The sequence below is a fragment of the Lysinibacillus capsici genome (assembly GCF_003367505.1).
Lineage (GTDB): Bacteria > Bacillota > Bacilli > Bacillales_A > Planococcaceae > Lysinibacillus > Lysinibacillus capsici.
Genome location: NZ_PXXX01000011.1, coordinates 315481 through 340868, shown reverse-complemented (window position 1 = coordinate 340868; position 25388 = coordinate 315481). Strand labels below are relative to the sequence as shown.

The 25388-nt window shown below is 33.8% G+C and carries 32 protein-coding genes; 22 read left to right on the top strand and 10 right to left on the bottom strand.

Going from position 1 to position 25388, the window contains the following annotated elements; all coding sequences use genetic code 11:
* Positions 1 to 164: 164 nt before the first annotated feature.
* Positions 165 to 1127 carry an MBL fold metallo-hydrolase gene (locus C7B89_RS10830; RefSeq protein ID WP_048392607.1) on the bottom strand — a complete coding sequence of 321 codons (963 nt, stop codon included), beginning with the start codon at positions 1125 to 1127 and terminating at the stop codon, positions 165 to 167.
* Positions 1128 to 1264: 137 nt separating this feature from the next.
* Here C7B89_RS10830 and C7B89_RS10825 point away from each other — a divergent pair, with 137 nt between their 5' ends.
* The 6 genes from C7B89_RS10825 (at position 1265) to C7B89_RS10800 (ending at position 6941) form a co-directional block, all read left to right on the top strand.
* Positions 1265 to 2740, top strand: coding sequence for a methyl-accepting chemotaxis protein (locus C7B89_RS10825; protein ID WP_115673695.1), 1476 nt, complete (start codon positions 1265 to 1267; stop codon positions 2738 to 2740).
* A 270-nt stretch (positions 2741 to 3010) separates the two neighbouring features.
* A complete protein-coding gene (locus C7B89_RS10820) occupies positions 3011 to 3484 on the top strand; it encodes a GNAT family N-acetyltransferase (protein ID WP_103118249.1) in 474 nt (157 codons plus the stop codon).
* 46 nt (positions 3485 to 3530) lie between these two features.
* Positions 3531 to 4187, top strand: a complete 657-nt coding sequence (locus C7B89_RS10815; RefSeq protein ID WP_115673694.1) for a hypothetical protein — start codon at positions 3531 to 3533, stop codon at positions 4185 to 4187.
* A gap of 208 nt (positions 4188 to 4395) precedes the next feature.
* Entirely contained in the window at positions 4396 to 5151 is a 756-nt protein-coding gene (locus tag C7B89_RS10810) for an SDR family oxidoreductase (RefSeq protein WP_115673693.1), read from the top strand.
* 342 nt (positions 5152 to 5493) lie between these two features.
* Positions 5494 to 6378, top strand: coding sequence for a cation diffusion facilitator family transporter (locus C7B89_RS10805; RefSeq protein ID WP_103118246.1), 885 nt, complete (start codon positions 5494 to 5496; stop codon positions 6376 to 6378).
* Positions 6379 to 6740: 362 nt separating this feature from the next.
* The gene (locus C7B89_RS10800; protein ID WP_004225195.1) at positions 6741 to 6941 is read left to right on the top strand and encodes a cold-shock protein; all 201 of its coding nucleotides are present in this window, start codon (positions 6741 to 6743) and stop codon (positions 6939 to 6941) included.
* A 199-nt stretch (positions 6942 to 7140) separates the two neighbouring features.
* Here C7B89_RS10800 and C7B89_RS10795 read toward each other — a convergent pair whose 3' ends face one another.
* The 3 genes from C7B89_RS10795 to C7B89_RS10785 all read right to left on the bottom strand — a co-directional run bounded on the left by C7B89_RS10795 (position 7141) and on the right by C7B89_RS10785 (position 8819).
* Positions 7141 to 7539, bottom strand: coding sequence for a hypothetical protein (locus tag C7B89_RS10795; protein WP_115673692.1), 399 nt, complete (start codon positions 7537 to 7539; stop codon positions 7141 to 7143).
* Between the two features lie 199 nt (positions 7540 to 7738).
* Positions 7739 to 7855, bottom strand: coding sequence for a YjcZ family sporulation protein (locus C7B89_RS10790; protein ID WP_115673691.1), 117 nt, complete (start codon positions 7853 to 7855; stop codon positions 7739 to 7741).
* 454 nt (positions 7856 to 8309) lie between these two features.
* A complete protein-coding gene (locus tag C7B89_RS10785; protein WP_048392625.1) occupies positions 8310 to 8819 on the bottom strand; it encodes a DUF3231 family protein in 510 nt (169 codons plus the stop codon).
* Between the two features lie 272 nt (positions 8820 to 9091).
* On the opposite strand from C7B89_RS10785, the gene C7B89_RS22920 reads away from it, so the two are divergent.
* From C7B89_RS22920 to C7B89_RS10740, 11 genes are all read left to right on the top strand, one after another.
* Entirely contained in the window at positions 9092 to 9229 is a 138-nt protein-coding gene (locus C7B89_RS22920; RefSeq protein ID WP_158539190.1) for a hypothetical protein, read from the top strand.
* A gap of 92 nt (positions 9230 to 9321) precedes the next feature.
* Complete coding sequence (locus C7B89_RS10780) at positions 9322 to 10167, top strand: MBL fold metallo-hydrolase (RefSeq protein WP_115673690.1); 846 nt, start codon at positions 9322 to 9324, stop codon at positions 10165 to 10167.
* A 344-nt stretch (positions 10168 to 10511) separates the two neighbouring features.
* Positions 10512 to 10817 (top strand): YfzA family protein, encoded by a 306-nt coding sequence (locus C7B89_RS10775; RefSeq protein ID WP_048392629.1) that lies wholly within the window; start codon positions 10512 to 10514, stop codon positions 10815 to 10817.
* Positions 10818 to 10832: 15 nt separating this feature from the next.
* The gene (locus C7B89_RS10770; protein ID WP_004225203.1) at positions 10833 to 11204 is read left to right on the top strand and encodes a GntR family transcriptional regulator; all 372 of its coding nucleotides are present in this window, start codon (positions 10833 to 10835) and stop codon (positions 11202 to 11204) included.
* Between the two features lie 5 nt (positions 11205 to 11209).
* Entirely contained in the window at positions 11210 to 12076 is an 867-nt protein-coding gene (locus C7B89_RS10765) for an ABC transporter ATP-binding protein (protein WP_115673689.1), read from the top strand.
* The gene (locus C7B89_RS10760; RefSeq protein WP_115673688.1) at positions 12069 to 12674 is read left to right on the top strand and encodes an ABC-2 transporter permease; all 606 of its coding nucleotides are present in this window, start codon (positions 12069 to 12071) and stop codon (positions 12672 to 12674) included. The genes C7B89_RS10765 and C7B89_RS10760 overlap by 8 nt, the downstream gene beginning before the upstream one ends.
* 275 nt (positions 12675 to 12949) lie before the next feature.
* On the top strand, positions 12950 to 13324 hold the full coding sequence (locus C7B89_RS10755) for a DUF6713 family protein (protein ID WP_066037310.1): 375 nt from the start codon (positions 12950 to 12952) through the stop codon (positions 13322 to 13324).
* Positions 13325 to 13419: 95 nt separating this feature from the next.
* Positions 13420 to 13788, top strand: a complete 369-nt coding sequence (locus C7B89_RS10750) for a hypothetical protein (protein ID WP_048392639.1) — start codon at positions 13420 to 13422, stop codon at positions 13786 to 13788.
* Positions 13789 to 13906: 118 nt separating this feature from the next.
* Positions 13907 to 14077 carry a hypothetical protein gene (locus C7B89_RS23060; RefSeq protein ID WP_167444828.1) on the top strand — a complete coding sequence of 57 codons (171 nt, stop codon included), beginning with the start codon at positions 13907 to 13909 and terminating at the stop codon, positions 14075 to 14077.
* Positions 14078 to 14910: 833 nt separating this feature from the next.
* Positions 14911 to 15762, top strand: a complete 852-nt coding sequence (locus tag C7B89_RS10745) for a hypothetical protein (protein ID WP_115673687.1) — start codon at positions 14911 to 14913, stop codon at positions 15760 to 15762.
* A gap of 252 nt (positions 15763 to 16014) precedes the next feature.
* Entirely contained in the window at positions 16015 to 16494 is a 480-nt protein-coding gene (locus C7B89_RS10740; RefSeq protein ID WP_054550269.1) for a GNAT family N-acetyltransferase, read from the top strand.
* Between the two features lie 135 nt (positions 16495 to 16629).
* On the opposite strand, the gene C7B89_RS10735 is transcribed toward C7B89_RS10740, so the two are convergent.
* Entirely contained in the window at positions 16630 to 17571 is a 942-nt protein-coding gene (locus C7B89_RS10735) for a DMT family transporter (protein WP_115673686.1), read from the bottom strand.
* 308 nt (positions 17572 to 17879) lie between these two features.
* On the opposite strand from C7B89_RS10735, the gene C7B89_RS10730 reads away from it, so the two are divergent.
* Entirely contained in the window at positions 17880 to 18440 is a 561-nt protein-coding gene (locus C7B89_RS10730) for a hypothetical protein (protein WP_054550267.1), read from the top strand.
* A 334-nt stretch (positions 18441 to 18774) separates the two neighbouring features.
* On the opposite strand, the gene C7B89_RS23250 is transcribed toward C7B89_RS10730, so the two are convergent.
* A complete protein-coding gene (locus C7B89_RS23250) occupies positions 18775 to 18939 on the bottom strand; it encodes a DUF2197 domain-containing protein (protein WP_066037314.1) in 165 nt (54 codons plus the stop codon).
* Between the two features lie 28 nt (positions 18940 to 18967).
* Positions 18968 to 19597: a TetR/AcrR family transcriptional regulator gene (locus C7B89_RS10720; RefSeq protein ID WP_054550266.1), complete on the bottom strand. Its 630-nt coding sequence runs from the start codon at positions 19595 to 19597 to the stop codon at positions 18968 to 18970.
* 552 nt (positions 19598 to 20149) lie between these two features.
* On the opposite strand from C7B89_RS10720, the gene C7B89_RS10710 reads away from it, so the two are divergent.
* Positions 20150 to 20554, top strand: a complete 405-nt coding sequence (locus C7B89_RS10710) for a helix-turn-helix domain-containing protein (RefSeq protein WP_054550264.1) — start codon at positions 20150 to 20152, stop codon at positions 20552 to 20554.
* Positions 20555 to 20787: 233 nt separating this feature from the next.
* On the top strand, positions 20788 to 21177 hold the full coding sequence (locus C7B89_RS10705; RefSeq protein ID WP_054550263.1) for a VOC family protein: 390 nt from the start codon (positions 20788 to 20790) through the stop codon (positions 21175 to 21177).
* A gap of 562 nt (positions 21178 to 21739) precedes the next feature.
* On the opposite strand, the gene C7B89_RS10700 is transcribed toward C7B89_RS10705, so the two are convergent.
* Entirely contained in the window at positions 21740 to 22957 is a 1218-nt protein-coding gene (locus C7B89_RS10700; protein WP_103118236.1) for a type I restriction endonuclease, read from the bottom strand.
* A 907-nt stretch (positions 22958 to 23864) separates the two neighbouring features.
* Between C7B89_RS10700 and C7B89_RS10695 the strand changes: the two genes are divergently transcribed.
* Positions 23865 to 24185 (top strand): DUF1827 family protein, encoded by a 321-nt coding sequence (locus C7B89_RS10695; RefSeq protein WP_048392662.1) that lies wholly within the window; start codon positions 23865 to 23867, stop codon positions 24183 to 24185.
* A 215-nt stretch (positions 24186 to 24400) separates the two neighbouring features.
* Here the strand turns inward: C7B89_RS10695 and C7B89_RS10690 are convergent, their stop codons facing one another.
* A complete protein-coding gene (locus tag C7B89_RS10690) occupies positions 24401 to 24598 on the bottom strand; it encodes a hypothetical protein (RefSeq protein WP_048392664.1) in 198 nt (65 codons plus the stop codon).
* 113 nt (positions 24599 to 24711) lie between these two features.
* On the opposite strand from C7B89_RS10690, the gene C7B89_RS23245 reads away from it, so the two are divergent.
* Positions 24712 to 24888 (top strand): hypothetical protein, encoded by a 177-nt coding sequence (locus C7B89_RS23245; RefSeq protein ID WP_231595621.1) that lies wholly within the window; start codon positions 24712 to 24714, stop codon positions 24886 to 24888.
* Between the two features lie 161 nt (positions 24889 to 25049).
* Here C7B89_RS23245 and C7B89_RS10680 read toward each other — a convergent pair whose 3' ends face one another.
* The gene (locus C7B89_RS10680; protein ID WP_231595622.1) at positions 25050 to 25253 is read right to left on the bottom strand and encodes a hypothetical protein; all 204 of its coding nucleotides are present in this window, start codon (positions 25251 to 25253) and stop codon (positions 25050 to 25052) included.
* Positions 25254 to 25388 lie beyond the last annotated feature (135 nt).

The following is a 25388-nucleotide window of genomic DNA, read 5'->3' as shown; positions in this document are numbered from 1 at the left end:
GACAGGCATAAGCGCAGTGCGATGTAAAGCGAGCGGTTCACCTGAAAAAAGAGTGCCCTCCGATGTAAAAGGGCGGTTTTACAAAAAGCTTGCATTGACCAGTACTATAAGCGCTTCTAAAAAAGAGGTGTCCCCAATGTCATTGGGAACACCTCTTATTGCCGTTAAAGTGGAATCTGCGCATTTGCTTTTTCGAGATAATCCAGTATGCCCATTGCGGACACAATGGTATCGAATGGGATGGTTTGATAGACAGGATGATCGGACGGAATGCCGTTTTCCTGTAGATAGTTAAATAAAAGTTCCTTTAAGCGAGCATCTAAATAGTGAACTTGTTCTTGGAACTGGCTGGATGCTGCTTGCGCTTTTCTACCTTCTTCTAAAAAGAGTGGTGTCCAATAGCGCACCTGACGATAGGCTTCAGCTGGATTTTTATAAGCCCCATAGTGACCGAAGTACAATTCACTTGCTTGTAGCTTTTCGTACAATTTTAAGGATTGTTCCATTGTTTCAGGGTTGTATTGATTTGGAGAGGTGGACGGAATGATTAAATCAATTGCTTCCTCATCCATTTCGGGATAGCGAACACCTGTTGTATCTCCTACAAACAAGCCATTTGTTGCGGAATAAAGCATTGAAACATGATGCTTAGCATGCCCCTCAGTATGATAAAACGTTAAATGATGTTGACCTAATTGTAATAGCTGTTCGTGTTGGACTTCAATAATTCTTGTAGCGTCAATGGGCACAATTGGATCAAAAAGGCGGTCAAATTCAGCGCCATAAACCCCTTTAGCACTGCGGATAAGACGACTTGGATCAATCATGTGGGCTGCGCCTCGTGGATGAACCACTAATTTAGCATTGGGACAGCTTTGCAAAAATAACCCTGCTCCGCCTGCATGGTCTAAATGAATATGTGTCACGATGACATAGTCTATATCCTCTACTGCAATATTTAATTTCTGTAACCCTTCCATAATATAAGGTACGGATGGACTGGCCGAAGTTTCGATGAGAGCAATCTTTTCATCGATTAATAGATAGGAGCTTGTTCGCTGCTCTCGACCTAAATCATGTGTATCGATACAGTAGAAATTTGGTGCGATTTGTTGGACGCTAGTCAATTCAATTTCCCCCTTTTTTTCAAAAATAAGCTAATTATGCTTATAAATGCAATATTTAGCTACAAAAAGTAGTTGTTATACTATATAATAATAGAAAATTAAACTGAATGTCTATTCATTTTTTTAGGGGGATAGTAATGGAGCATAAAATTCGTTATGATACACGAAAAGTTCATCGTGTAAATTTGGCTATTATCTCAATTTTGGCCATTCTAATATGTGGACCTATGATTCTATCAAAGGGCATCCATTTTTTATTTATTGGGTTAGCTGTCATTGCTTTGGCGGTATGCAATTATTTTTTACCTATAAAGACGTATGTCAAAGGCTTTATTTTTGGTCTCATTCCATCAAGTGTTGTGTTTACCTTATTTTTGCTTGATAGCTTCTCATTAAATAAACATTATATTTTACTGTGCACAGTGGCCATTATTGCCCTGTATTTTAAAAAAGAATTGATTGTTTTTTTTGGAATGCTAACCAATCTTAGTTTTTTCATTTTATATATGGTCAACTCGTCATCATTGTTAGGACCATTTGATGACACCATTGTCTTTGTGACACTTCTGGCAATTATGAATGGGGTCATTATTGCTTTTTATTTGCTGGCAAAATGGGGAAATGAATTGATTCAACATGCAGAAATCCAGCAAAATGAAGTGCAAGCATCCTTCAATCAACTACAAAATACATTTCAGGAAATCGAAAAGAGCAGTCAGGCATTGGACAAACATGTCACGCAATTCCAACAAACAATGCAAAGGATTTCTGGCTCTAGTAAGCAAATTTTAGTAGCGACAGAGGATATTTCTGCAAGTATTCAGCAGGAGGCATCCAGTTTGCAAATGATTCATGGCACAATGGGCGACTCCGTTCATTTTGTCAATAAAACATTGACGATTTCGAAGGATACGGTCGCTAAATCTACTGATCTACAACAAGAAGTATTAGCAGGGTGGGATAAAATGCAGGATGCAATGACTCAAATGAGCGTCATGAGTCATGCCATGGGCTCAACTGCAGAAACTGTCAACGAGCTGCAACACAGCCTGCAAACAGTGGATAGTCTATTAAAGGGGATTACCCATATTGCAGAACAGACTAATTTATTGGCCTTAAATGCGGCGATAGAAGCAGCTAGAGCGGGAGAACATGGAAAAGGATTTGCCATTGTAGCAGATGAAGTGCGTAAGCTAGCAGAGGAAAGCGCTGCAATTACTGTCAGCATTACCAATGTGACAAAAACCTTGTTTGAAAAATCAACAGAGGCTCATCAACGCTCTGATGACGGTGAAAAGGCACTCCAGCATGGAGAACAGCTTTTACAGGATGTCAGTCATTTCTTTAATAGTTTAAAGGATTCTTTTACGGAAACGAATACAGATTTAACAAGAGGGATGCATGAATTAAGCAGTGCCATCTCACAATTCGAGGTAATCCAAAAGCAAATTGAAAAACTGAATCACATGACCGAGCAAAATGCGGCTTCTACTGGTGCTATTCTACATTCAGTGGAGGACGAAAATCAGCTTCTAGTAAGCATGACGGATACAACAAATCATATTCAGGCTTTAAGTAACACGTTAAAGGCATTAGTGATGGCAAAGGTATAATAGAACCATTGATATTGAAATAAATGGTAGGGTAAAATAAGAGAAGGATTAACCTTCCTAGATGAAGGGTATAGAGATAGTATTCATCTACATTGTTTTATCCATATCTGGTTGTGGTGATTGTTTTTGAGTTTGTATGAGCCTCAGCACAATAACTTAAATATGCATTTGTAGTGTGTTTGTTATGGTGATTGTCACCATTTATATATTAGCTGTAGATACATTCAGACCATAAATCTGTTGTATGACTTGAAAAGGAGGAGGGATTCCATGAACATTCGTAGTGTACAGAGTTCAGATTACTATACTTTATCTCCATTGATTAATGAGTGGTGGGGTGGTAGGAATATGTCAGACAAGCTGCCTAAATTATTTTTTGATCACTTTACAAATACAAGCCTTATTATGGAGAAGGATGGCGAAATTATTGGCTTCCTCATTGGCTTTTTATCGCAGTCCAAAACAAATGAAGCGTTCATCCATTTTGTTGGGGTCCATCCTGATTACAGAAAACAGAATATTGCAAAAAGATTATATGATGTATTCTTTCATGTGGTGAAGCAATACCATCGAAATATTGTGAAATGTGTCACGTCGCCTATTAATGAAGTATCCATCGCCTTCCATACGAATCTGGGTTTTAGAATGGAAAAAGGTGACAAAGTGTTAGATAATATGTCCATTCATAGTAATTATGGTGGTGAAAATCAAGATCGTGTGTTGTTTTATAAAATTCTACCGTAATTTACTTTCGATAGTTGGCATATAGTCCCGAATAAGGGGGCTATACATGTTTATTAAAAGGTTATTTACGTTATGGTTTCTACTTTTAAGCATTGTTTGTGGTGCATTTTTCTTTTTGGCAAATGCACCTATTCAATATGCTGAAAAAACCAATGTTTCTATGCCACAGCCTAGTAATGATGAATTATTGCGTTATATTCAGCAATATCAATTTTTAATTAGTGAGATTTCCTATACATTGCGCAAAGAATCCTATAGCTTTCTATTAGATTATGGAATTTTACCTAATGGAAAAATAGAGCTCCTTGTGTCATTACCCGACAAGGTCGATCACAAGACAAAGCAACATATAGAAGAAACAATGCTGGACGTTATCAAAGCTAATGAATTAAACCCTATCTCTTTTCAAATAACGTTAAAGCAACTCTATGAGCCAGCAGAAGCGATCTCAACTCGGCTAAGTTATAATGATGTCATGGCCAATCTATTTGAGGCGATGTTTGCAGAAAATTTTGGCACTTTCAGCATTGACCATAGTATGACGTCTGAGGAAATTCAAGTAAGAATTAATTTAACACAAGAGACAAATCACAAGGCTAAAAAGAAGGCTCAACAGTTAGCGGAAGATACGATAAAGCAGCATCAATTTGATGTAGAAACCTTTTCTATTGATGTTCAAAATACGATGAAAACTTTAGATTAAAAAATAATTCAGATTAGATGAAGAGGGGAATACATACTCTACATGTGACAAACTCTGTATCTTTTTCCTTTATAGGTGTGTGTCAAGGTATGATGGTCATTTTCAAAGAAGTGCAGTGTAAGGGTTTTGATTTCTAAAAACGGAGCGGACCATTATGGTGATGCTCTTTTTTTATTAGTAATCTCAATAACCATGGGGGTAAAAAGAAATGAATAAAACACAACATAAAATAGCAATCATTACGGGTGCAAGCCACCCTCAAGATATTGGAACAGCTATTTGTAGAAGATTGGCTATGGATGGTGTTAATGTTTTTTTCACACACTGGCATGCTGATCGTAAGTGGATAGGAGAATTCAAACAGGAAATTTTGAGTAAGGGTGTTTCATGTGAAGAATTGTCGATTGATTTATCAGATTCCCAAGCTCCAAAAACGATACTCCAAACGGTTTTCGAAAAAATGGGTGTACCTTCCATTTTAGTGAATAATGCTGCCCATTCAGCACAAGATGGTTATCTAGCATTAGATGCTCAAACATTAGACGAGCATTACGCGGTGAATATAAGGTCAACCCTACTACTTTGTGTGGAATTTGCACGTCTTTTTGAAAAAGCTAATTTAAACTCAGGGAGAATTATTAATATGACTTCTGGTCAAGATTTAGGTCCTATGATGGGAGAGCTAGCCTATGTGGCAACGAAAGGGGCAATTTCATCCTTTACTAGATCATTAGCACAGGAGCTAGCACCGCTGGGCATTACCGTCAATGCTGTCAATCCAGGGCCAACAGATTCTACATGGATGAATGATGAGATTAGAAGTTATCTGTTACCCAAATTTCCAATGGGGCGGATTGGGACACCAGTGGATGTGGCCAAGGTGATTAGCTTTCTTGCTAGCGAGGAGGCTACATGGATAACTGGTCAAATAATCCACTCAGAGGGCGGATTTTTACGAGGATAATTGATTAAAAGCCTTGCTACAGTTGTGGCGAGGCTTTTCTACGTGCTTATATGTACGTAAAAAGGGTCACTCCCGAAATTGGAAATGACCAAGGTTTGTTAGGTGTGTTCGTTGGAGGAAAAAATCTTAAAGAACAGATACACTACTATTTTATTCGGTTAGTATAATAATTTCTAGGCTTTAAACCAGTGACAGCGTATCTTCCTAAGGGCTTTATTTTTTCCCCACATCAACACTTTTATAGTCCTCCTACTTATGTATAGCAAGGCAAAAAGGTTGCTGTAGACCCACTCGATGTTGGGTTGTTATGATGATGATGTACGTAAGTGGGAGGTAAGTGAATTGGAAGCAGAAAGATATAATAATCTTAAATTAGGTGAACGTGGTGCCATTATCAGTATTATTGCTTATATAATTTTATCCATCATAAAAGTTGGCATTGGTTACTTGAGTGGTTCAGAAGCTTTAAAAGCGGATGGTTTGAATAATACGACAGATATTATTGCCTCTATTGCAGTACTTATTGGACTAAAGCTTTCACAAAAACCAGCAGATCATGATCATCGCTATGGTCATTGGAAAAGTGAAACCATTGCATCAATGGTCGCTTCATTTATTATGATGGCCGTTGGTATTCAAGTATTGGTCGGTGGGTTTTCTTCCATTTTTCAAGGTGGAAAAGAATCGCCGGATATGGTCGCAGCCTATGTAGGGATAGGATCAGCATTGGTGATGTATTTAGTCTATCGTTACAACAAACAATTGGCTAAAAAAATCAATAGTAAAGCCGTTATGGCTGCAGCTAAAGATAATTTGTCAGACGCTTGGGTAAGTATTGGAACCGCTGTAGGAATTTTAGGGTCACAACTACATATGCCTTGGTTAGATACGGGTACTGCGATTGTCGTAGGTTTCATCATTTGTAAAACTGCTTGGGAGATTTTCAAGGAAGCCTCTCATGAACTATCGGATGGATTTGATGAGAAAATTCTTCAAACATACAAAGAGATTATTTTAAAAATAGATGGCGTTAAAGGATTGAAAGAAATCAGAGGAAGAAATTATGGGAATAATGAGGTAATTGATGTCGTTATACTTGTAGATGCAAAGTTAGATATCACGAAAGCGCATGATGTTGCTTCGGTTGTTGAAAAAAATATGGTGGAAGAGCAAGGGGTTTATGAAGTGCATGTCCATGTAGAGCCTAAGGATGCAAAGGGCAAATAAGTCCTAAAATGTAATATTCAGCTTCAAAAAATATACGGATTAATGAGGGGAAGGAATGTCGCTATTGAAATACAAAAACAATTGCCTCTAGCTACTTAATGGCGGTGAAATGACTAATTTTAACCTTTAAAAATGGTTGTACGTGCAGGTTTTAGCCTTCATTGATAAAAAAATTCACTTTTCACTGGACTAATACGATTTTTTATCATATACTGTATGTAATAGAATCTTTCTTAAAGAAATAATAAATTCACATATTACAAAGAGTAATCGTGTTTTGTTAGTTACTTTTTGTAATATGTGAATTTTTTTCTTTGGAAGTAGTATGATTTTATTTAATAACATTATTGGAGGTCATTTAAATGACACAAGGTACAGTAAAATGGTTTAACGCAGAAAAAGGTTTTGGTTTCATCGAAGTAGAAGGCGGACAAGACGTATTCGCTCACTTCTCAGCTATCCAAGGTGAAGGTTTCAAATCACTTGAAGAAGGTCAAAAAGTTGAATTCACAGTTGAAGAAGGTCAACGTGGACCACAAGCTGCTAACATCGTTAAACTTTAATTTTTAAATGAAGAAAAACATTCTTAAATAGAGTGGTTTCAGTAGACAAAGTCGATTTTTTCGACTTTGTCTTTATTTTTTTTCTCATTACATTTCAAATCAAAATACATTTGTTCCTTGCCTATTCTCGATGAAAGAAGTGAGGATATGAGGTTTTACCAAGAAGAATGTACGAGGGAGTTTGTTCAGTATGATCTGTTTACAAATCAAAACTACCTAAAATCATAAAATCTACAATCACGCCACTTACTGGATTTTCCGATCCTAATACATTAATTCCCAATACTGTCACACCACTAATATTTGTAATATTAGCAGAGACATATTTCCCACTAATATTCTTCTCTCTCATTTGAACTCTCGGTCTTAAGTTTATCGTTGGATTTGTCGAGTATACACTTGCCACTGCATAGTCAATAGTAGATAAAAGAGCATTGCCATTCGCTAATGCATTGTCTGTAAAATATAATGTGGCTATTCCATTTGCATCAGAGGTAGCTTGTCCATAAACGATGCGCTTTACTTTTTTGGGATTTGCATCTCCTGCTTTAAACACCTGCATGACTGTTGGGGCAAGTGTAATAAAATCAATGCTCATAGGCATTCTCCTTTGTTATTTATAGCCCAAATTATGCTTGATATATTCTATGAACTGTTTATTAGATTAGTACACTAAGCAACAAACTTCCTACATACATTCTTCTATGCAACAAAGTAAGTAGTAAAAAAGGGTCACCAGGGTGGAAGACGACCCTTTGATCATAGCATGAATATTTGAGGATAATAGAAGGTAATTATTAATGATATAAGAAAGTAGCACCAGCAATAATTAATAGAATAAAGAGGACAACAATTAGAGCGAATGATAAATTATCATGCTTGCCATAGTTTGAACCGTAAACTTCATATTCCATATGAAAGTCCCTCCTTTCGAAAATCTAGAATATGTAAAGTATAGAAAGCTTCAGGCAAAATAATCTCCTTTAAAACGAAGTTTATATAAATGAATAAATATTTAAGGGTCACTCGGCTGAAAGTGACCCTAAGTAACAATTCGGGAGGTACATGTTAAACTAGATTAGCTTAACACTACTATTTATATGAAAAGTTAACTCATTGTGCATAGTTTATTGCCTTTAAAATAAAAATAAGACTATGATGGTCAACCAACGTCACAGCCTATGAAGTGTGTTGAAATGTGCGATACAATTATAGTCTATTTATACATTCGAAAAGCTGCAGCGTCTACAAACGCTACAGCTAAAAATATTTTATCTTTCAGGCCAGGACTGTGTTCAATCTACCCCTAAAGTGCCTCGAAATTTCTGATTACGTGTCAATGAGTACAGTACTAAATTAAGGGAATCTTTATTTTTCAGGATAATTAACATGTAATGGTGGTGGTACAAGCCAGCCTTTATTTTTGTTTAAACGTAAAAGCTTTGCACCAAGTTGAGCTTTAGCCATATGGAATTGCCCAAACATTAATGCGATATCTTCACGAGTAGAAGTACCCATTGCCTGACTACATGCAACTAATCCAGCTGCTAGGTCAGCACTTAGGGCAGCGCTTATTTCTGGATCATTAAACTTTGCACCTGGAGGAATATCTTCCAGTCTTGCTACAGGTCTCTCGGGTGATGCAGGAGGTAGTGCAATCCCGTTTGTTTTTAGAATTTTTTCTAATTGCTTTACTTCTTCCCTGCATGTTTCGATGATATCTTCAATAATTTTTTTAAGATCTTCATCACCAGCATGATTATAAAACGTTTGATAGCCAGAAATCATGCCATAGTCTGCAATTAAACCCGACCAAACACTAAATACCTCACCATAATGCAACGGTTCATCTTTTGGATTTCCACCAAGAATACCCATCTGTACACATCCTTTTCTTATTTTTCGCCATTAAAGCCATGTTAGTATGGCTGAAAAAATAAGTAAAATTCACTTTTAATAAAATTTTTAATGTAAAAATTAAAAGAAGCCACAGAGAAAGAAATCTCTGCAGCTCTTTAAGTAGTGAAACACTACGCACTTATAGAATGGATGTTTTTTGTTTAGTTATACGTTTAATGTAGCTTTGAAAAAGTGAAAAGTATAGATTTTCTTAAGAAAGGCCACTTTAAAGCATATTGGAGGTGAGTGTTTTGACAAAAGAAAAGCAAAAGAATGAAGTAGAGCAAGAAGAAATAGCAATGGAATTTAATCCTGAAGAATTAGAAGCAGTAAAAGAGCAACAAGAGCAACAGAAAGAACAGCCCTTCAATAAAAAAGAAAAGAAATAAGAAGGTAAGTATGCCATCATCAATGGTTGTGGCATTTCCATATAGTTTATGCTTGAACCTCCAATGACTTAATTGAAAGAAGATGATTTAAAATGGACAAGAATTTGAATTACGGGGAAGATTATAAATTTATCCCAGCAACTTCTGTTGGAAGCGGTGTAGGTATAGACATATTACCTGATTTATATCAATACACGATTCAAATTGTAAATATTGTACTTTATGGTGAACCGCAGATGAAAGATTTTGTGCTAATAGATGCGGGGATGCCCAAAAGTGCGGATGAGATCATTTCAGTTGTTGAAGAACGTTATGGTTCTAAGGCTCGACCGAAGGCAATCATACTGACTCACGGTCATTTTGATCATGTCGGAGGAATCATAGAATTAATAGAGCGGTGGGATGTTCCTGTCTATGCGCATACATTGGAAATACCCTTTTTATCTGGAAAACAAAATTATCCCGAGCCTGATCCAACGGTAAATAACGGCTTGGTTGCTAAAATGTCACCTATTTTTCCAAATGAAGCTATAAATTTAGGTGGTAACCTCAAAGTTTTACCTTCTGATGGTAGTGTTCCATTTATGGCAGGTTTCCGATGGATTCATACGCCAGGCCATTCACCAGGGCATATATCTTTATTCCGTGAGAAGGATAAGGTGCTTATTGCTGGAGATGCATTTGTTACGGTCAAACAAGAATCTCTTTATAAGGTGATTACGCAGACAAAAGAAATCAGTGGTCCCCCTCAATATTTTACAACAGATTGGCTGGCTGCTCGAGCATCTATCGAAAAATTAGCAATACTAAAACCTTCAGTTGCCATCACAGGGCACGGATTACCTATGAAGGGCGAAGAACTGACAAGCAACTTAAAAAAACTAGTCGATGATTTTGAACAAATCGCACTACCCAAGCAGGGTAAGTATTTAAATTAATCACGTAAGGAAAAAACAAAGAAAAAGCCGCAGCGTCGTCACACGCTACAGCCATTGTCTTGCCAATTTAGTCAGATGATTCATTATATCATAAATTATCAGATTGCAACTGTAGAATGAACATATTTGAATGACAAGACACAATGAATGGCAAGTTGTTAATAGGGGCCTGTTTTGATAATAGCTATCAAAACAGGCTCCTTCTTTGTATTTGAATGTCATAGATCTTTTCATGGTATAAAATTTCCTTTTTAAAAAAAGTGGTTGAACAAATTTTTTATTTGTGTATATAATGTTTATATAGTATATATACAATATAATAAATTTGTGGGGGAATTGTTTAAGTGATAGGCACTGAAAAAGCGGATGAAAGTAATCTGTTAAAACGATGGATCATCACTATTGGTATATTTTTAATTGTTCAATTGATCTTTATCGCGGTCGATGGCACTGCTCTTGAGCCGAACATGAACGATAGTAATAATTTAGTTGCCAGAATGGGAAGATGGATTTTGGATTCGAGGCTTTTCACCGAATGGATAACGCCTTATTCCTTTCCTTTTTTTAATATGTTCATCACAATCCATGTTATTGCTATACTGATTGCAGCACTAGGGAATATTATTTCAACGATATTCTCAAAAAAATAAAGAAGAGGGATTGGCATGCAAATAATTATTTCGAACAGTTCAAAGGAGCCAATTTATGAACAAATTACGAATCAAATTAAATCACTTATTTTAGCAGGTGAACTACAGGAGGGCACAGCAATACCCTCCATGCGTAACCTCGCAAAGGATTTACAAATTAGTGTAATAACGACAAAACGCGCTTATGAAGAATTGGAGAAGGCGGGCTTTATCTATTCCATTGTTGGTAAAGGATCTTTTGTAGCGGAGCAAAATTTGGAGGTTATACGGGAAAAGAAGCTGAAGGTTATTGAGGAACAGCTAAGTGCGGTCATTGCGAATAGCAGAGAAATAGGCCTGTCACTTGATGAGTTAAAGGAATTATTGAAGATTTTATACGAGGAGTGAAAGGGATGGAAAATGTAGTCGAATTAAAGAATGTCACAAAGAGGTTCAAGGGCTTTTCCGTAAATCATATAAATTTACAGGTAAAGCGAGGCTTTGTAACGGGTTTCATTGGAGCAAATGGAGCTGGTAAGTCTACAACGATAAAAACGATGATGAATCTATTAAGGCCAGATGCTGGAGAAGTAAAGCTTTTCGGATTAGACTACAAGACGCATGAGAAGGAGATTAAGCAGCGCATTGGGTTTGTATACGATGGCAATATATTTTTTGAAGGGTTGAACTTAAAAGATATAAAACGTATAGTTGCACCTGCTTACAAACGCTGGGACGATACAATATTTTATCAATACGTAGAACAATTCGAATTACCACTTAACAAAGCAATAAAAACATTTTCTAAAGGGATGCAAATGAAGGCTTCATTAGCAATAGCCCTCTCACATCAGGCAGAGCTAATCATTATGGATGAGCCGACAGCAGGATTAGATCCCATTTTTAGACGGGAGCTGTTAGATCTATTACAGGAATTAATGGTTGATGGCAATCGCACTATTTTCTTTTCTACGCACATTACAACTGATTTAGATCGTATCGCAGATTACATAGCTTTTATACAGAAAGGGGAATTAGTATTTAATCAATCTATACACGATGTAGCTGAAAACTATGCGCTCGTTAAAGGTGAGTTGAATCTACTTGATAGAGACACTGAAAAAGCATTTGTTCATGTTCATCGTGCATCCACAGGATTTGAAGCATTAACGGATAATATTAAAGCAGCGAAAAATATTTTTGGAGACACAGTTATTATTGAACGTGCCTCTCTGGAAGATATCATGTATTACTTTAAAGGAGGCATCCATCATGCTTAACTTAATTAAACGCGATGTCATACTACAGAAAAGGCAGCTATTGCTTTTTATTCCTTTTATCTTAGTTTTTATTTTGTTGGGGGCACCACCCGTTTTAATTTTTCTGGTCGCCAGTATTTTTATTCCCTTTAACACGTATGCATACGATGAAAAAGTTGAGACGAATATATTATTAAACTCCTTGCCATACACACGTACAGAAATTATCGCATCCCGCTATCTTGGAGCGATTGTCTATATGATTTTATCCATAGGTGTTACAAGTCTAGCGCTGCTAGCTTTCAATAAACATTTTACGGTATCTGACATTGCCATTGGTAGTGGCTTATTCTTACTATTTGCTGCGCTTACCTTCCCATTATTTCAGATATTTAAACAGGGTTATATTACAACGGTTATACTTATTAGCTTTATCCTCTTAACTTGGATTTCACGACCAATTGCATTGTATATGAATGAACACTTAACAACAATTATTGATTTTGTTGATAATACATCCGTTACGGTTTTATATACAGGGGCGACGTTTTTTATTATGCTAATCTATATTATTTCTTGGGGGATTACACATAGTATTTATCAACGAAAAGTCTTCTGATTGTGTGCTTTTGTTTACTTCTAGAAGATTACTCAAGGAAAGTGGACAATTTTAGAATGGTGCACTTGATAAAATTTCATTGGGAGCTGAATGTAAGATGGATTTAAATGTCTTTATGCAAAAATGAATGAAGTAAAAAGGTTATGTTGCTTAATATAAGGGAAAGAATGAAAGCCTCCATATGCCTACAAATCGACATATTTAGGCATGTTTACTTAGTATTTCGAAAGTTGTTTTATAGTAATATTTGGTATATAGTCTGTAGGAGGTTTTATATGCCTGATTTATTACTCGTTCTTTTTTTATTTAACTTTTCTTTATTTCTTTTGCACGAAATGGATGCAATAAGATGCTCTGAGTGGCGATTGTTTATAATACTTAAAGATATGGAAGATTCAAAGGCTTATAAAGTATTCACTTTTATTCACCTGTTTCTATACGTATTAATCCTTTCCTTACTTTTCAGTCAGTATCAAACCATCATTTTTTGGGTCCTTGATCTATTCTTTATCATTCATGCAATCCTGCATTTATTTTTTGAAAGGCATCCTCGAAATGAATTTAAAAATAGCTTTTCAAGATCCATTATTTATCCAATGGGGGTCCTTTCTGTCATACATTTAGCATTATTAATTAATATTTCGACTTAATTGTATTGTAAAGGAAGTTTTCAGCTAGTAATTTGCAGAAAATTATTCCAATTTGTTGGTTTTCTGCTTATTATAAAGATGGAGGTGATTATCAGATGTATAGTAATACGGCAAATATGTTGAAGCAAACGAACAATCTTATCAATGCATTGAAAAAATTGAAGCAAAATCTATCTTTTGTGAAATTGTATATTAATAGCGATAGAATACTGGCTATCTATTTTTTAAGTAATGCGTATAGTGATTTTAATTTATTTAAAACAATTTATTTATCTGTAACACCTGGTGATCAAACGATTGATAAGTTTTTACAGGAGTATGAAAAATTCTTTGTAGAAGTGAATAAATACTTAGAGGTCTTTAATGATGATAGCGTCGTCGAGGATAGACTTCATAAGGAAGTTTTGTTTGCGATTAATGAATTAGAAAGATATTTGTTAAATCTGTTAGATGTGTATAGATAAAAAGTTAGACATTCCTTATTTCTGAGGGGTGTCTTTTATTTTAAAGAAGCTTCTTAGATTAAGCTTCTCTGGTTGTAGGGAGAAATGAATAAGAAATGTTAAGGGATAGGAGAAAAATATGATTAGAAAAATTGAAATGGGTTTGTTTGTAATTGGAGTAGTAATGGCCTTAATAGGTATGCCTTATTTATTGGGGTATTTAACGAATGAATGTTTAAAATATCCTCTCTATCTAGGGTTAATATTAATGGTTGCCACTCTCCCTGTAACAATATCCAAGAGAAAGTAATCCATTGAGATTTAAATACTTGGTGTCTAGAGATTGTAGAGACACACCTGTAATATTGATCCTAAAGAGTAGTATTATTCATAAGTAACGAGTTATCTTGCTGATACGTACTATAAAAATGATTTTAAGTAATAGAAAATTAAACAGTCACAAAAGTATTAAACAAAAATGCTATCTTGCTTTGAAACCTAATTTTAAAGAGAGACAACACTAAATGATGAAGAAATAAATACATTGTTAAAATAACAAAATGAATGCAAGAAAATAAGAAGCTCCATATAACTAAAGAAATACTACTCAAATCCCCTGGATAACTTTCTGCAGCTGTAAATCGAATACCTCCCATAAAAAGCACAGTCACCCATTGGATACAATAAGTTAAGAAAAGTACGATTACAAAATAAACAATATACGATAAAGTAAGAAAAATGTCTTATGAACTATTCCAGTCTCCTCCAACAATAATGATATTAGTTAGTTGCACATTTCTAAAAGTAATGCTCCTTCCATTACGAAAAAGGAAAATATTACATATATAAAATTAGGTGAGACATTGTTAAGATTTGATAGGTAAAGTATTCGATGGAATTGGAATAGAAAGCTAGTTAGTCATTACAAGCTTTAAAAAATGGTACATAGGTCTAAACTTAGGGACAATTAAAAAAGTAGTCAAAATAAAATATAGGAGCAGAAATGGCAGTCCTTACGTAATAAAGAAAGGAAAAACAGAGCTGATAATTGAGAATAAAGAAACTATTGTAGAGAAATTATCCGAACTTTTCTTAGTGCGACCATAGCTTTTAGAGGGTTTGTAAAAGGAAGGGAAGTATTTTATGAAAAATCAATTGATACGAATAATCGCTATCGCTCTACTTGGTGTGTGTGTATATATTAATATGTACGAAATAGATGAATTAGGGTTGATGCAATTTTTTGCATATGTTGGCTTATTAGGTTTTACTTTTGCGGTGGGTATGCCAATCATCTTTATTAAAAATAAGATTAGTTTATCCAAAAAATTTGGTTTGTTGTTTTTAAGCATGATCATCTCAGCAATAATTCCTTTATTGGGATTTGGAAATTTAAAATATATCCTTGAAGAACATTTAATGAATAAAGAGATGAATAAAGTTGTAAATCAATATAATGTAAATTTGCAAACTGATGAGGTGTTTTTAACCTTTCAAAATCATCTTCTCGTTGGAAAAAGAGATGATTTGTTTGGAAGTATAGACAAAATACTATTGGTTTATAATGCCGTAGGGAAAGAAACGAAAAGAATAAAAATAACGGAATTAGCAAAAGCGGCCGTTCCTTATCTGCCCCTTACTGATAAAGAAAAGGAAACAACTTATTTTGATGGTATGAAGACGCAAGGAAATACATATGACCTTTGGAAAAAAATAGATGATAACGACATACAACTATTTTTTAGATACGTTACAACGGAAGTTCCTGAGGATTATCAACCTGAACCAGATATGCCAGCCGATGCAAAGGACATAAAGTTCCATTATGATATCACTTATTCACCGGTTTTAGATGAGAACGGGGAATTTGTTTTTAGTTCGGATACTTTCCATTTATATAAAAGCAACGACTCAATTCGAGTTAGCTACAAAGCTTCGGGCATTGAAACGATTGTTGCTCCAAATACTGCAGTGTTAGTGAACGAAATCAAGTAAAGATTACATACATTGCTAACAAAAGTACAACATGAAGCCAGTAGAGTGTTAGCGGCAAATCCAAAAACGGTATTAGGATGAATATACTAAGTAACACCAAAGCCTAGGTACTCAAATTAATGTTGAGCCTGGGCATTTTTTACGTGATTTATTTATCTAACGAACGTGTTGTTTTTCGAAATTTCAAATAAATGAATGACCACAACCTAATAAAGTGGTAAAGTATAGAAAAAGTGAATGGAGAATTATGTAATGGAAAAACTGAAGAAGGTTGAATTAAAACATTTTTCAAGTGAATATATGCAAGGACTGAACGCTTTTGTACTTACTGAAGAGCAAAAACAATTTTCTGCACTGCCGAGTAATTTTGAGGAAATTAATGAAGGACAGCATCGCATTGTAATTCTAAGTGAAAATACACCTGTTGGTTTCTTTCTCCTAAATGCAAATGAACGAGTTAAGAAATATTCTACGAATAGAAATGCGATGCTATTATCTGCATTATCAATTAATCATACAGAACAAGGGAAGGGCTATGCAAAACAAGGAATGACATTACTAGTTGAGTTTGTTAAAGCAGAATTTCCAAATTGCGATGAAATTGTTTTAGTTGTAGACAAAGATAATATTCCAGCACAGAAACTATATGTAAAAGTAGGGTTTGAAGATACGAATGAAAGGCTAATAGGACGTATCGGCGAAGAAATAATCATGAGGCAATTCATAAAATAAAGTTAGACCACCATTGTCACCAGAGTTTATGCTACATTTTGTAGATGAACTCTGGTTTTATGTTTTAGGGAAATGTCGCATCCATTCTTGAAAAAGAGTTTCATTTCATCGATCAAGATTAGCAAAGAAAATTATTTAAAATATCCTGATTAAAAATACACCGGCTATCATCACCATTAAACCAATTATTTGTAATGGTTGAATTCGATTCTTTAGCGAGTTAAACAATCCGAATTGCTGTACCAGCAAGCTACCAGTGATTTGACCGAATAAAGCAAGAACTACAGTTTGGCCATTTCCAATTTGATTGACAAGAAATACATTGATGAGAACATAAGATCCTCCTAAGATCCCGCCAATCCATATCCACCAAGGAGCAGCTTGTTTAAAAGGCTCTTTAATACTTGTGTAAGATCGATCTTTTAACCCAACAATTATAATCAAGGTAATAGTACCAACAAAGAATGAAACAAGGGCAGCATGAGAAGAAGAGTGAAGAACTTTTCCTAATTGTCCATTAACAGCGATTTGGATAGCTAGTAACATCCCTGCTAGAATCCCTACTATGCGCCAAATCCATAGATTCCGCACATTCTCCTTATTTGTTTGGGGAGAATACTGTTCATTTTTCTTGCTTCGTATAGCTGTAGCTAAAAGGACGCCTAGTAAGACTAGTAATATGCCAAAGATTCGATTCCATCCAAAGGAATATTGTGTTGCATTAAACCAGCCATTATGATCGATGAACATACTCATGAGAGTCATTCCAAAGATCGGTAGGATAGTTGTTTGCACACTTCCCAATTTAGGAAACAAGAGAATGTTAGTAGTTATCGCAATAGCGCCACCAATTCCCCCCAACCATATATAGATAGGTTGGTTCAACAATAAATCTAATGGAATCCCCAGTGATGAACCACTACTTACTAATGTAATAGTTAAGAAGATGACACCAACAGCGAAGGAAATCATTGAAGCTAAAAAAGGAGAAATCACAAACTTTCTTAATTGAGCATTAATGGCTGTTTGCACAGCAAGAATAGCTCCAATACTTATAGCCAAAAGTACTGCAAACATAAAAATTCATCACAACCTTTGTTGAAGAAAATGTAAAGAAAAAGAAATGTAAAACAACGCATGATTGATTATATCAAAGTTCGTGTTGAATTTTATAAAATTAAGCACTGAACACTAAGTAAGAAATAGATTTTATTTATATGATGTGGAACTTCACCAAACACATTAAGATAACGATAAAAAATCAGTTTCTCAAAAAAGAAATGATTTTTCATGTATAGAAGCGGTTAAGAAATAGAGCTTTATGTTAATAAAGTATAGTGTAATCTCTTCATATTCTGTATATTGGTGTATGAGGAGGAGATTTAATGGCAAGAAAATGGATACTACCATTATTTATATTAGTAGGTGTTTTGATCTCTGGTTGTAGTGAGGGTCAGGAAAAAGGTAGCAAAGATGGTGGAGATGTAGAAGTAACTATTCCAGCTCTATTTTTTGAGGGTCAGGACATTGATTCTGTTATTTCAAAGGCAAAAAGCAGTGGGATGAAGGAAGTCAGTAAGAATGATGATGGTTCTTTAACTTATAAAATGTCTGAAACAGAACATAAAGAAATGATGAAAGGTTTAAAAGAAGGCATTCTAGCAAGTGTAGAAGAGCTTAAAGCAAGTGAAGAGTTCAAATCTATTAAAGATGTAACCTATGACAAGTCTTTTTCAGAATTCACTTTATCTGTAAACAAAGAAGAATTTGATAATAGTCTTGACACCATGGCCTCATTGGGGCTAGCTTTAACAGGTATGTACTATCAATTATTTAATGGTGTGGATGAAAAGGATTATAAAGTCAAAGTAATTTTTAAAGATGAATCAAATGGAGATGTAATTAACACGATAGTTTATCCAGATGATTTAAACAAGAAAAAATGATCGGAAGAGCACCTAACATAGGTGTTCTTTTTAAATGCTTTGAGTGCAATCGAGTTGGGCAGTAGTAGTTGTTCCTGATTCTTGATGGCTTTTTATTTTTGCAAAGGTTTTGTGTTCAAAGTAGAATGTCAGCAGCAAATTCTTAATGCAAACATGGATAGGCATAAGAAAATGATAGAATTTGTTTTGAGAAACGACTGACGATAGCATAGTTGTAAGTAGAGATAGAACTAAATGATTCCACAAAGCCCAGATACTCATTAATTTTGAGCCTGGGCTTTATACTTATTTAACTTGTAATCCCTTTTATTATTCTCAAGATCGGCTGAAGGAGCTATCTAAAGAAATTTTTAATAGCATCCATACGAATTTTGCTATAACATTCTTCGCAACGAAAAATCTTATCGGTTCTTTCCTTTAACTGTCTAAATCTCAGTGATCCCTCGTATACTCTGAATTTATTCCTACAACTAGAACAAATTACCTCATAGTAATGCATAGCTATCCTCCTCAAGTTTTCTGACATATTATTTTTTAGTTGATTTAACGAATATTGTAATTAGTTCTCTCGTATATTCCTCAACATTTAACTGGGGATTTCTCATTAATTCAATAGTGAATCCGTCAATGGAATTTCGTATCGTTAACGCCATAACTCTTGAAGCCAATTTGGTGAATTCGCGGAAGACACCCGCATGCATTCCCAGTGTAAGTATGTTTTCAATGGGAAGAAAAATAGTATCATCATGATCCGCCGCAAATCGAAGTTTGCCATCAGCAGTTCTTTCATTAGAAACAATTTCAATGACAGCGAAAACATGTTGCCGATTTTCATCTATGAATCTAAGGTTTGATTCAATATAAATGCTAAGCATATCTATAGGAGATTTTTGATGTTCGATTAGAGGAGCAGTATAAGCTTGACATGCCATATAGTAATCATAAATTACTTGCTCTAACAATTCCCCCTTACTTGCAAAGTGATAGGAGATAACCCCCTTACTGATTTGTGCACGTTTTGCAATTTGACCTAAAGAAGCTTGAGCGTAACCCACCTCTGCAATGGTTTCAATAGCACATTCCACAATTTGAGTTCTACGAGCTTTTTCAATAAATGACATTTCTTTTTGATTAGTTGTTTTATTTTTTTTACTCATGTATTTATTTTAGCACGGTTGTACTAATTAAGCGATTAAAAAAACATTTAGGGAGGTTCCTAAATGGAGGCTTTTCTTTTACTTTGAAATGTCAAGGGCTAGACTAGGGCGTTTCGTGAGGAAGATTAAGATACTTGAGCTTAATGGAACTATTTCTTATCTGTTGACATGGAGTCGGCTCCATCTTTTAAGATGAATGAAATCAAAGAATGGAGTGATGGGATGGTAATTTTGACAACTATACTAATTGTGTTATATGCGGTTTTAATAGGGGTGGCAGGGATAAAAAAATGGAAAGAAGTTGGATTTGAAGTACGAACATTTATATTTGTTATCATATCAATTAGTATTCTCTTAATATTATGGATACCAAGCAAAGGTTGGTTATTTATATTACTGATAATTGCATTTATCTTGTTACATATACTAGCAGTTATAGAAGGGAGGTTAACAAATGGACGAATTACTTTCAGCCATCATATCATTCGTTTCATTTTCCATTGTATAATTGCCCTAATGGTTTATAAATTTATATTATAGAAGGAGATTTTAATGAAAATTGGTGAATTTGCAATATGTACTGGTCTTAGTAAAGATACTATTCGTTATTATGAAAAAATGAATTTATTGCAACCGGAAATTAAAAATAAGCACCGCTATTATAACAAGAAAGACATTGATATAGTGGAAGCAATTCTTAAACTTAAACAAACGGGATTTTCTCTCCAAGAAATCAAAATGCTTTTTGATTGGTCGGGAAATATTGATCAAAATAAAAAACTGACAAAAGAAGAAATACAAAATCTACTTGAAATAAAAGTTATATTCCAAGAAAAGTATGAGCAGATGTTACAAAGAGAACATCAGCTTAAACAAATTAAACAGGTTTTATTAAATATAGATAATAAAATAAAGCACCTTTTAGAGAAAAATAAAGAAGAAAATTGCTGGTTTTAACGATGTGTTTAGAAAATAAAGGAAAAGAATGTACTAATAATTAAAGCTGTTTGACGTTCTAATTGAACGTTTGAAACGAACGTCTGTAGGTGAGAAACAATATTTTAAGCTCTTCTATTTAGTTATTTCTAAAAGTGTTGTTTCTTCAACTTATCGAGAAGGTGTGCAAGAAGGAATAGTAGAATATCACGTTGAAATAGAAGTAGAAATAAATTAGTAAGGAGGATGTATTTGTGACTAGCCATGATTATAAATCACCAATAAAAAACAGAATCGGCGGTGTATTTGTTCCAGTTCGTAACCTAGAGAAAGCAAAAGAATGGTACAGAAAAATACTTGATTTGGAAGGGGGAGAAGAATATTTTGGACATTTATTCGTGGTACCCATGAAAGGTACCGCTGGATTAATTTTAGATTCCATGCCAAAGTGGAGAAAAGAAGATGGTGATATTACCACTTACCAAGTTCCGTCAATTCAGCTTTTGACCGATGATATTGAAGCTTCATATCAATTTATGAAAGAAAATAATGTTGAACTGGTTACAGAGATTCAGGATAATTTTTATTTTGTGTTCAAAGATTTAGATGGCAATTTACTAATGATTTGTAAAGAAACTACTTAAAAAAATGCGAAAATTGCTCTTTGGACTACTGAAAAGAAAGTGGGGAGTCAATAGCAGCTGAATATGCATTGTACAAAGTGATAAACGACAAACAATTCAAGATTGATGATAAATTAATCAAGTTTTACATGACATCAAAAGCGTACTAGCGAGGAGAAGGTAGACAATTAATTAAGTTTACCGAGGATTAATCGAAAGAAAAAGGTCACTTCTATTAAAAGTGACCAGGATGCTTAGTTATGCTTTATTAAAACTCTAGGGGATTAGGTGTTTATTCAATTTTATTGAATTGTAATATTTCCTTTATATGTTGCAAAGTAAATACCTGCATCAGGATCGTATGCATAATCAAATCTTGTTAGGTATCCTGCGTATTTAAAATCTCCATCCCATTCAACATGATAAATTTGTCCAGGTGGAAACGTTGAAGTTCTTGTATTATTATAAATTATAAATCAGATGTTTTTTACTTTTTTGTTATTAAACAACCATCTATATAACTTATTCTATTTTTTAGTGTAACTTCTGATTAATAAATGAGTAGTATTACTAATATGGCGCTTTAAAAAAACTTCTCTGTGTCTTCTATTCTAGAAATAAGGTTAGGTATATCTCTAAACGAAAGGTTATTTAGACAACTTTTTAAGAAGTATGTTGTTTCATTATTCTTTTTATTTAATCGAGAACCTAATCGGGCGTTAATAAAACCTGTCTCTTTGAGAATAGGGTTTTCATCCAAAAACCTTGCTATTTCGTTAGATTTAACGGTATATAGTTTTATATCTTCCATTTGATTAACATACTGACCAACTAAATATCCAACAATCATAGAACCCTGGGTTACAACGGAAGAAATAAAGAAATCACTTAATGGGTTACCTTTTTCAACTGAGTATTCTTCTGATGTTAACTTCAATAATTTTATGTAAGAATCTGGATTGGGTAATACAATTGTTACTCCCTCAAACTCTTCAAATTTCCCTAGTGAATCAATTTCATCCTGAGTGTAGTAAACCTTTTTCTCTTCTTTTGTAATACCTTCTATACTAGTACTGGCAATCTCTTGAGAAGATCGTGAAGTATCTATATTAAATTTTTCACTAATTACTTCAGATATTGCCTCTTGAATACTCTTCACTATTAAAGGGCGAGAGGTGTTTATAAACTGCTGAGTTACCTTAAATTTAAACCGTTCTTTAATAACAAATTTGATAAAATCATCATTTGGGGATTCAAAAATTTCTTTAATTACAGATTTAAATGATTGAAAATATATTAGCGATTCGGCAAGTGTTTTTACGGTTTCTTCATCATACAGATTTTTAGAAAACTTAATCAGATTTTCAAAATCTTCTTCATTATGATTTATAATATTGAAGATAAAAAAGGGCTTAGAATCCATTATATTTGAGTTATTTAAATCAGTAAAAAAGTGATACTCAATTCCGTTTGTTAAAATCCCTAATTTAACACTTGGAAATGTACTGAAATATCTACTTAATTGTGGGGCACTTTTATTGATTTTCGTATTGATCGATTTTGCCTCAATAAAAATTCGAGGTTGCCCATTGATAGAAATAGCATAATCTACTTTTTCATTTTTTTTATGAAAATCAGCTGTGAATTCTGGAGTAACTTCTTGGGGGCTATAGGTATCGTAACCTAACCCTTTAAGTAATGGTAAAACAAGAAATTGTTTTGTAGATTCTTCGTTTTTAATCAGTTCACTATTCTCGGATATTACGTTGTTTAATACTTCTATTGTTTCTTTAAGATTCATTTGTACCCTCTCCCTTTGTGTTTGAATTAATGCACAGCAACTATTTTGTACACTGTAGTCAAATAGATTATCTTCCCTGGCCAAGTGAAGTTTGCTTCCTGAATAAAAATTTTTCAATAGAGTATAAGTATTTAATCCATTTATATATTAGTAGTCAATAATTCTTGCGTAAATATACCTATATTCATTATAAAAATATAGCATAAATAAATAATATTTCCAATAGATGTAACGTTATGTCCTTGATTTACACTTGTTTTTCAAGCTTCTTACTCTTTGTGTACCTATTCTTTCAAAAAATTTTGTATATAAGTATCCAACAATTTATTGTATATAAAATCAACGGTATCTGATATTATTAGTTGGTTTGGTAAAAACTGAAATTATGAGAAAAATTTTTAGAGCGCGTTCCTGCAACATTTTATGAGGTCAAAATCTCTAAACGTCTAAAACAGAATAAAAATAACCTAATTGCTTTTCATAATGCAGATGCTAATAGATTTATTGTTTCAGGACATCTTAGTAAATAGAGGTGTAACAACTCAAGGTATAGCAGTCCGTGAAATTGCAGATTTATTAAGTTAGAAGATAGTCTATAACAATGAAAGCATAACAACAAAATTATCCGAGATTTAATGATAGTTTGTTCAGAAGTTGTACAGGTTGAAGTGTTAATCTAAAAAAGCAATACTCCGACGACAAAAAAGCCAGGTACTCAATTAATTATGAGCCTGGACTTTTTTGTTTTTAATATTTTAAATCTTAGTTCTTATAGTATTTAGAAGAAGGAATTTAATCACTATCATATAACAAAGTTTTTTTATTTTCATAAATTTCTCCTTGCTAAAGAGCGAATGTTTGTTCTAATATAAATACAAACAAACGTTCCGTAGAAGGAGAGGTCAAAATGGCGAAAATATATAATTTTCCAACTAAAGCATTTCGAGATATAACAAAAGAAAGAGTCGATGTTGTAACTATTGCTTCTGGTTTTATGGGAGGTGTTGTAAAGGTATATGAATGTGAAGGGACAGTCATTATTCATAGTGAAAATAAGAAATCCAGCCATGCTAGTATTTCAAATGATCTTGGTCAAGTTAAAGAATGGGAGATTAGATATGCAATAGAACATATTTTAAAAAGAGGCATTACAGAAGTGAATATAAAAGTTAGTAATACAGGAGTTGTTCATATTCGTAATAAAGATATTAATTCACTTTCTCAGTAAAGTCAGGTCACTTATAAAATAATATGAGTACTGGTTATATCGTTAATGGTCTTTTTAAAACGTAGTTTGCAACTATCCCTTCGACTGTTAGAGGCTTTTAAATTTGTTCCAGCTAACTCTGATAGCAAGTAATTATCAAATTGCTTGGAATGATCATGTACAAGAAATAACAGGTCAATTGGAGTTAGATATTTAAAAGATATTGTTCTGTAAAGTTATTTAACTTTTAGAGGTTTTACAAAGAATGAAATGAACATAACAGAAACCCCTATAGCAATGAAAAGTATTGCAACAGATTTATTTGAAATAAATGAATTGTATTCTAGGGCACCTGTTAATCTCGCTGATCCGATTGAAAGCGATAAGATGCCTAAAACAAATATGATATGTCCAATTTTAGAAGGTGTTTTCATTTTATAACAACTCCTGATATTTAGGTAATAACTTACAAAAGGATAACATGATTAGGTAATATTTGAAAATATGGTTCGGTTTGATTATTGCACAATAGGAGTATTTGAGGTTGATGGAGGAAGTACAAAAGTCAATATGGGCTGTCAGTAAATTATATGAATTTATAATAAAGGGGTATGTTTTTATGAAACCATTTATGTTACGTCATAAACTGGGTTGGCTACCTAACAAATTAGAGTATCGCAGAACCTATATCATAGGTTTTAAAGGAGAAACAGACGAAAGTTAAACTTTCATGCTAACAAAGAATAGTATGTAAGATTAGTAAATAACAATAAAGAAATGGTTGTTAGGAAAAGAGAATTAAAGAGATATTTCAAGGATGGTTGTTTACAGTTTCTAACTACACAATATGAGGAACATGCTTGAAAGATCTGGAATGGTAAACGTTTAACTTTTTTCTTTTTTGGGTTTAACAAAGTAAGAAATGAACATTACAGAAACGCCCATAGATATGTATAGTAGTGCAACAGATTGATTTGGAATAACTGAATCATATTCAAAGAAACCAGATAATCTTCCTAATCCAGTTATCATCAAAGTAATGCCAAAAATAAATATGATATATCTATTTGTAGAATGTATTTTCAACACAAAACAACCCCCGAGGCTTCCTAATAATTTATATAAGGATAACATAAACTGGTAAATATTTCACTATTCAGATTGAGTCAATATACATTATGAATATGTAAAATAAACACGTTCACTTGTACGTGTATGTCAGAA

Excerpts from the sequence above, each read along its gene's own strand:
- C7B89_RS10825 (WP_115673695.1), top strand. The coding sequence starts at position 1,265 with ATGGAGCATAAAATTCGTTATGATACACGAAAAGTTCATCGTGTAAAT.
- C7B89_RS10820 (WP_103118249.1), top strand. The coding sequence starts at position 3,011 with ATGAACATTCGTAGTGTACAGAGTTCAGATTACTATACTTTATCTCCA.
- C7B89_RS10815 (WP_115673694.1), top strand. The coding sequence starts at position 3,531 with ATGTTTATTAAAAGGTTATTTACGTTATGGTTTCTACTTTTAAGCATT.
- C7B89_RS10810 (WP_115673693.1), top strand. The coding sequence starts at position 4,396 with ATGAATAAAACACAACATAAAATAGCAATCATTACGGGTGCAAGCCAC.
- C7B89_RS10800 (WP_004225195.1), top strand. The coding sequence starts at position 6,741 with ATGACACAAGGTACAGTAAAATGGTTTAACGCAGAAAAAGGTTTTGGT.
- C7B89_RS10795 (WP_115673692.1), bottom strand. The coding sequence starts at position 7,539 with ATGAGCATTGATTTTATTACACTTGCCCCAACAGTCATGCAGGTGTTT.
- C7B89_RS10790 (WP_115673691.1), bottom strand. The coding sequence starts at position 7,855 with ATGGAATATGAAGTTTACGGTTCAAACTATGGCAAGCATGATAATTTA.
- C7B89_RS10785 (WP_048392625.1), bottom strand. The coding sequence starts at position 8,819 with ATGGGTATTCTTGGTGGAAATCCAAAAGATGAACCGTTGCATTATGGT.
- C7B89_RS10780 (WP_115673690.1), top strand. The coding sequence starts at position 9,322 with ATGGACAAGAATTTGAATTACGGGGAAGATTATAAATTTATCCCAGCA.
- C7B89_RS10770 (WP_004225203.1), top strand. The coding sequence starts at position 10,833 with ATGCAAATAATTATTTCGAACAGTTCAAAGGAGCCAATTTATGAACAA.
- C7B89_RS10765 (WP_115673689.1), top strand. The coding sequence starts at position 11,210 with ATGGAAAATGTAGTCGAATTAAAGAATGTCACAAAGAGGTTCAAGGGC.
- C7B89_RS10760 (WP_115673688.1), top strand. The coding sequence starts at position 12,069 with ATGCTTAACTTAATTAAACGCGATGTCATACTACAGAAAAGGCAGCTA.
- C7B89_RS10755 (WP_066037310.1), top strand. The coding sequence starts at position 12,950 with ATGCCTGATTTATTACTCGTTCTTTTTTTATTTAACTTTTCTTTATTT.
- C7B89_RS10750 (WP_048392639.1), top strand. The coding sequence starts at position 13,420 with ATGTATAGTAATACGGCAAATATGTTGAAGCAAACGAACAATCTTATC.
- C7B89_RS23060 (WP_167444828.1), top strand. The coding sequence starts at position 13,907 with ATGATTAGAAAAATTGAAATGGGTTTGTTTGTAATTGGAGTAGTAATG.
- C7B89_RS10745 (WP_115673687.1), top strand. The coding sequence starts at position 14,911 with ATGAAAAATCAATTGATACGAATAATCGCTATCGCTCTACTTGGTGTG.
- C7B89_RS10740 (WP_054550269.1), top strand. The coding sequence starts at position 16,015 with ATGGAAAAACTGAAGAAGGTTGAATTAAAACATTTTTCAAGTGAATAT.
- C7B89_RS10735 (WP_115673686.1), bottom strand. The coding sequence starts at position 17,571 with ATGTTTGCAGTACTTTTGGCTATAAGTATTGGAGCTATTCTTGCTGTG.
- C7B89_RS10730 (WP_054550267.1), top strand. The coding sequence starts at position 17,880 with ATGGCAAGAAAATGGATACTACCATTATTTATATTAGTAGGTGTTTTG.
- C7B89_RS23250 (WP_066037314.1), bottom strand. The coding sequence starts at position 18,939 with ATGCATTACTATGAGGTAATTTGTTCTAGTTGTAGGAATAAATTCAGA.
- C7B89_RS10720 (WP_054550266.1), bottom strand. The coding sequence starts at position 19,597 with ATGAGTAAAAAAAATAAAACAACTAATCAAAAAGAAATGTCATTTATT.
- C7B89_RS10710 (WP_054550264.1), top strand. The coding sequence starts at position 20,150 with ATGAAAATTGGTGAATTTGCAATATGTACTGGTCTTAGTAAAGATACT.
- C7B89_RS10700 (WP_103118236.1), bottom strand. The coding sequence starts at position 22,957 with ATGAATCTTAAAGAAACAATAGAAGTATTAAACAACGTAATATCCGAG.
- C7B89_RS10695 (WP_048392662.1), top strand. The coding sequence starts at position 23,865 with ATGGCGAAAATATATAATTTTCCAACTAAAGCATTTCGAGATATAACA.
- C7B89_RS10690 (WP_048392664.1), bottom strand. The coding sequence starts at position 24,598 with ATGAAAACACCTTCTAAAATTGGACATATCATATTTGTTTTAGGCATC.
- C7B89_RS23245 (WP_231595621.1), top strand. The coding sequence starts at position 24,712 with ATGGAGGAAGTACAAAAGTCAATATGGGCTGTCAGTAAATTATATGAA.